General features: G+C 44.8%; 7 protein-coding genes. 4 read left to right on the top strand and 3 right to left on the bottom strand.

Annotation, left to right across the window (positions count from 1 at the left end):
* The 4 genes from V3S16_RS06390 to V3S16_RS06375 all read left to right on the top strand — a co-directional run.
* On the top strand, positions 1-244 hold a 244-nt coding region (locus V3S16_RS06390), incomplete at its 5' end, for an EamA family transporter (RefSeq protein WP_413883839.1).
* A gap of 268 nt (positions 245-512) precedes the next feature.
* Complete coding sequence (locus tag V3S16_RS06385) at positions 513-1,220, top strand: sigma-70 family RNA polymerase sigma factor (RefSeq protein WP_413883838.1); 708 nt, start codon at positions 513-515, stop codon at positions 1,218-1,220.
* Positions 1,221-1,301: 81 nt separating this feature from the next.
* Positions 1,302-1,475: a hypothetical protein gene (locus V3S16_RS06380; protein WP_413883837.1), complete on the top strand. Its 174-nt coding sequence runs from the start codon at positions 1,302-1,304 to the stop codon at positions 1,473-1,475.
* A 161-nt stretch (positions 1,476-1,636) separates the two neighbouring features.
* Positions 1,637-2,215, top strand: a complete 579-nt coding sequence (locus tag V3S16_RS06375; protein ID WP_413883836.1) for a hypothetical protein — start codon at positions 1,637-1,639, stop codon at positions 2,213-2,215.
* Positions 2,216-2,333: 118 nt separating this feature from the next.
* Here V3S16_RS06375 and V3S16_RS06370 read toward each other — a convergent pair whose 3' ends face one another.
* From V3S16_RS06370 to V3S16_RS06360, 3 genes are all read right to left on the bottom strand, one after another.
* Positions 2,334-2,591, bottom strand: coding sequence for a mercuric transporter MerT family protein (locus V3S16_RS06370; protein WP_413883835.1), 258 nt, complete (start codon positions 2,589-2,591; stop codon positions 2,334-2,336).
* Between the two features lie 16 nt (positions 2,592-2,607).
* On the bottom strand, positions 2,608-4,011 hold the full coding sequence (merA, locus tag V3S16_RS06365) for a mercury(II) reductase (RefSeq protein WP_413883834.1): 1,404 nt from the start codon (positions 4,009-4,011) through the stop codon (positions 2,608-2,610).
* Positions 4,012-4,090: 79 nt separating this feature from the next.
* Positions 4,091-4,489 (bottom strand): MerR family transcriptional regulator, encoded by a 399-nt coding sequence (locus tag V3S16_RS06360; RefSeq protein ID WP_413883833.1) that lies wholly within the window; start codon positions 4,487-4,489, stop codon positions 4,091-4,093.
* Between the last annotated feature and the right edge of the window lie 540 nt (positions 4,490-5,029).

The following is a 5,029-nucleotide window of genomic DNA, read 5'->3' as shown; positions in this document are numbered from 1 at the left end:
AACCATCTTTGCCTTTTTGGTTCAAACTTCTATGCAGCGCATTACCAGCCCCACTCATACAGCATTGATTTTCTGCATGGAACCGGTCTTTGCAGCTCTTTATGCCTATGTCACCATCGATGAAAGATTAGGCCTCAAAGGGTTGACCGGGGCCATATTAATTTTTGCCGGCATGTTGCTTTCACAAGTTTCCACGCCGAACAAATTATATCAAAACCAAACCGGCAAAGAGCAGTTCTTGTAATTTCTAAATAACCTCGCAGAAAAAAAAGCGAGACCTTTGAAAAAATGACATGACCGTAGAAAATCGGCAACACTGATAGGGTCTTGCTTATTAGGAGTTAATTATGTATTAACTTTTTAACCTGCCGAGCGAGCTATGTTACGCCCATTGCTGTGAAATAGATTCTATAACTTTCAATTGTACGACCCCAGGGTCGTTTATCGATCACCGCTGCCGAGAGGGAAAACAGACCCTTAGCGGTCGATCCGCTCCGAGGAAACAGGCCGATATGGTATCCAAGCAACATGAGAAACGAAACCTTACGCGGCGGAAGCTCATTGACAAGTACATGCCTACCGTCCGCCGGATAGTCTTGCAATACAACCGCAAACTCCCTCCGAAAATCGACATCAACGATTTGGTCAGCGCCGGAGTTGTGGGACTGCTGCGGGCCATGGAAAAGTTCGATCCGGAGAGAGGGGTAAACTTTACATCTTTCGCCAACTATCATATCAAGGGATCCATTCTCGATGAACTCCGCCAGTGGGATCATTTGACCCGCGGGGAACGGCAAATGGCCAAAAGGATGGAAATGACCTACCTGGAACTGGAACAGAAGCTGAAACGTCAGCCCACCGACGAGGAAGTCGCGCAGGCGATGCAACTACCGCTGGAGAAGTTCTACAAGCACAAAGCTCTTTCCAGGTTGGGCTTCCTCAGTTACGAGGATCATTGGGACGGTAAGGGGGCGGAAGACCTGCTGGAGTTGATTTTTCACAAGGAGTTGAAGCTGGAGCTGACCCGGGCCATCTCCCGCCTGCCGAGGAAGGAAGGAGTAGTGATCGACTTTTACTATTTCAAGGGAAAAACCTTGAAGGCCGCCGCCGAGTTCCTGAAAGTTTCCGAAGGCCGGGCATCACAACTCCACAAACAGGCGATGGAACGTCTGGCAAAAGCTCGACGGGAACTCGAACAGGTTTCCCGACCGGACAGATAGCCCGGATACTTCCTATCCCTCGCCCTTATGCATCAAAACCAAGGGGCAGATCGAGAGAAAAACCATAAGAAAGGATTTGCTATGACAGAAAAACTAAACCCAAAAAAAATAGATGATTCTGAGCAGTTATTGATTTCGAATACGATACAGCTGGATTCTGTTGTTCAGTTACTTATAGAGAAAGGCATTTTTTCAAAGAAAGAGTATTCTGAAATGGTGGATAAAGTCCTGAAGGAATATCAGAAAGGCGAATGAGGTGTCCAACCACCAATCCCACGCACCAAATCTTCTCCCAATTTTAATCATCGATGTAGTTTTTTCTAAAGATGTAGGGAAAATATTCCGAGTATAATACATGGACGGGAAAATATGGGCGATGAAAAAGACGGCGCCCCGATCCCCAAAAGGAGGGTGTGATGATAAACGGCATATACAATATTGATGTGGTTAAGGTTCCGGACAGAAGGTCTCAGGGGAAGGAAAAACAGCCTGTGATGCCCCCACATGAAGCCCGGACACCGGAGGACAAGGTCTCTTTGAAAAAAAATCCGGCCGAGGAAATAACGTATGGTATGCTTCCAAATGCCGCTGTTACGGCTTCGACTTACAGCACCTTACGTGAAATGCTTGTTGGGATTATGGAAGAGCAGGGCATAACGACCCGGATTGCCTCCGGAGATACCTCGATTGATTTCAGGGATCTCACACCCGAGAAAGCCAGGGAGTTGATCTCAGAGGATGGATACTTAGGCGTGGAGCAGACATCTGAACGCATTGTACAATTTGCCTTATCTATCGCTGCTGGTGATCCGAACAGGCTTGCAAAGATTAAGGCAAGCATTGATAAGGGCTTTCAAATGGCTGCAGAGGCCTTGGGCGGGGTCCTGCCGGACATTTCCATGGAAACCTATAATGCAATTATGGACAAGCTCGATGCCTGGGCCGAAAGTTTTGATGAAGCGTCAGCACAAACTGATAATCATGCATCCGGTTAACCAGGAAGCGGCTTGGAAGGTATCATCATCGAACAGTAAAAACGGATATTTTTCCCCCTACTCAATAGCAAAGCTAGTGGTTTTGGCACTATACCTGACAACATTTAGTCCGCTACACTTAGGAGGGCCTTTCAAGCCAAAAGTAGATATAATTAAATGATCGCCAGGCTTTAAGGCTTGATTCCCAGAACGAAAAGCCCAGCATTAGAAAACCGGCACCCAACAGATAAGGCCGATATGTCTCGAAAAAAGCAAGCTTTCCCAGAAACCCGGCTGAAGCGCCGAATACGACAAAAATAGCAGACCCGATACAGCAGGAAGCTGCCAGAAGTGATGCTATTACGGTTCCAATGGTTGATGCATTTTCTATTTTCATCTCCCAAATCCTCCTATTAAATACAGCAACTTAAATTTGAGATGTCTTTATTGAACGACAATGAAACTGTTTTTAAGGATTCCGAGAGGGTTGGGAACATGGGTAGCGAATCAATCACCTCATCAATCGTGTTTTTGTTTTTTATGAGAACCATGGCTTCGGCAACCAGCTCACCCGCATTAGGGGCGAGTATATGCACACCCTGGATCTGTCTCGTTTCAGGATGGATTACCATTTTAATCAAACCTTCTGTTCGGTTCATTATGATCGCTTTGGGGATGTTTTCAAAAGAAACTGTCCGGCAATTGCAGACACCCATCCTTTTAACTTGTTCCTCTTCCGTCAATCCTACACCGGAAAGTTGCGGGTCAGTAAAAACAGTAAAGGGCACTGTGCTGTAATCAATACGGTCCTTTGCCCCTGTCAGCACATTGTTAGCAGCCAGTGTGCCTTCCCTTCCCGCCGTCGTCTCATATCGTGCAGGCAAATTTACCACATCACCGACTGCATAAATATGCGGCAGGGATGTCTGGAGATTTTTATTCACAGCTATTGCCTGCTTTCCATCGACCTCAACTCCGGCAGCCTCAAGTCCAAGATTTTTAGTATTCGGCGTCTTGCCGGCGGCTATAAGGATTTCATCGCCAGCTACTTTCATTTCTTTCCCTTCGACCGAAATTTCCAGCACTTTTTTATCGTTTTCTTTGCCGACTTTTCTGATCCCCTCCGCAGTAACAATTTTGATCCCTTCCGCTGTAAGAATTTGTTCAAGGCGCTCTGCGAGCTCTCTTTCCGCAAAACGCAGGATGCCGGGGCTTCTTTTAATTACCGTTACTTTGCTTCCGAAACGAGAAAACATCTGGGCAAATTCAATACTCACCGGACCTGCGCCTATAATGATAAGCTCCCCCGGGAGTTTTTGCATCTTTAAAGCTTCAATATGAGTCACATATCCAACATCTTCAATACCTTCAATGGGTGGCACTTTGGCTGTCGAGCCAGTGGCTATTATAATCCTTTCAGCATGTAATTTTTTGCCTTTAACCGTGACTTCATTTTTTGAGATAAGTCTTGCATATCCGTCAAAAAAGGTTACAAACTCCAACGCCCTCAATACTTTTTCATATTTTTCGCTTCGCATGCGAGAAACCAGGTTCAATTCATCCTGGATGAGTTCCTGAAAGTCAAATCTTCTGACATGCAGATCAATACCCGGAATGTTATGATTTCGAGCCATATGCATTATCTCACCTGCCCAAAGTAGCCGTTTAGATGGAACACAACCGACATTGACACACGTTCCGCCTAACGGAAGCCCGGCATTTATCATGGCAGTTTTAGCCTTAAGCTCATTGGCGCGGATGGCGGCGGCAAAAGCTCCTGCCCCTCCGCCGATTACAATCATATCAAAGGTTTTCATTTGTTCTTCCTTTTCACATTGGACTATAGGAAATCATTAAACTCGTTATTATTGCGTACAGCATGATTTTCTCCATTTTTTATTTGTAGAGTTCTTCCAATATAGGACAATAGCCAACAGGCCCTTTGCCTGTGCACCTCTTGGATAGAAGCAATAGGGCCTTTCTTATCTGCTCAAGATCCGTTATCTTTTTTTCGACATCCTCAATCTTTGTTTCTACGCGTGCCTTAACGTCAGCGCAGGTTGTGCCCGGTTCCACCCGCAACGACAGTAGTTCCGAAATTTCTTTAAGCGAGAACCCAAGTGCCTGGGAGCGTTTTATAAATTCAGTTCGCTTAACTTCCTCCAAAGAATACTCTCTATGCCCACTATTGTTGCGGGGAGGTTCGGGTATCAGGCCACGGCGCTCATAATAACGAATGGTCTCCCGGTTTACATTTGCCTTTTTAGCCAGTTGACCGATAGTCAGCTTTTCCATTTTGTACCTCCTGGAACAATATAAGACACGTACCTTGGTACAGGTCAAGGGTGTGTTGGTAATTTTTTTGAAAAATTTAAACTTAAACTGAATTTTCAGAGAGTTATATTTAGAAAAAAATAATGAGGAAGCTGTTGAAGCCTGGGTGAGTTACGTCATAGGTGAAGAAATTATCATATTTCAGCCAAAGGATACAATCTTTGTCAGAAAAGCAATAACTAACCTCCTTGCAAAAATGAAGTTGGATAATACGTTTTTATCGTAGCCTTGGCCCTCAGATATCTTGCAACGACCTAAACTATCTTAATCAATAAATATTTTTTGGAAAGTAATGGGGTCAAACCTTGATTATTGATTAAAACTAATTGACACTAACCACTGATGCTGGTAATTGTTCAATATGGCCAGACCGCTACGCATAGAATTTAAGGGTGCCTTATACCACATTCTATCCAGAGGGAACGATGGTCGTGACATTTTTTTGGGTGATGATGATCATCAGACCTTTTTAGGTGTTTTAAAAGAGATGTCCGAGCGATT

Source organism: Candidatus Desulfatibia sp. (genome assembly GCF_036446775.1).
Classification (GTDB): Bacteria; Desulfobacterota; Desulfobacteria; order Desulfobacterales; family UBA11574; genus Desulfatibia_A.
Note: the sequence above shows the minus strand (reverse complement) of the source record. Positions and strands in the feature narration are given on the sequence as shown.

Bases quoted from the DNA above. Each gene is read 5' to 3' on its own strand.
- V3S16_RS06385 (WP_413883838.1), top strand. From the start codon at position 513: ATGGTATCCAAGCAACATGAGAAACGAAACCTTACGCGGCGGAAGCTC.
- V3S16_RS06380 (WP_413883837.1), top strand. From the start codon at position 1,302: ATGACAGAAAAACTAAACCCAAAAAAAATAGATGATTCTGAGCAGTTA.
- V3S16_RS06375 (WP_413883836.1), top strand. From the start codon at position 1,637: ATGATAAACGGCATATACAATATTGATGTGGTTAAGGTTCCGGACAGA.
- V3S16_RS06370 (WP_413883835.1), bottom strand. From the start codon at position 2,591: ATGAAAATAGAAAATGCATCAACCATTGGAACCGTAATAGCATCACTT.
- merA (WP_413883834.1), bottom strand. From the start codon at position 4,011: ATGAAAACCTTTGATATGATTGTAATCGGCGGAGGGGCAGGAGCTTTT.
- V3S16_RS06360 (WP_413883833.1), bottom strand. From the start codon at position 4,489: ATGGAAAAGCTGACTATCGGTCAACTGGCTAAAAAGGCAAATGTAAAC.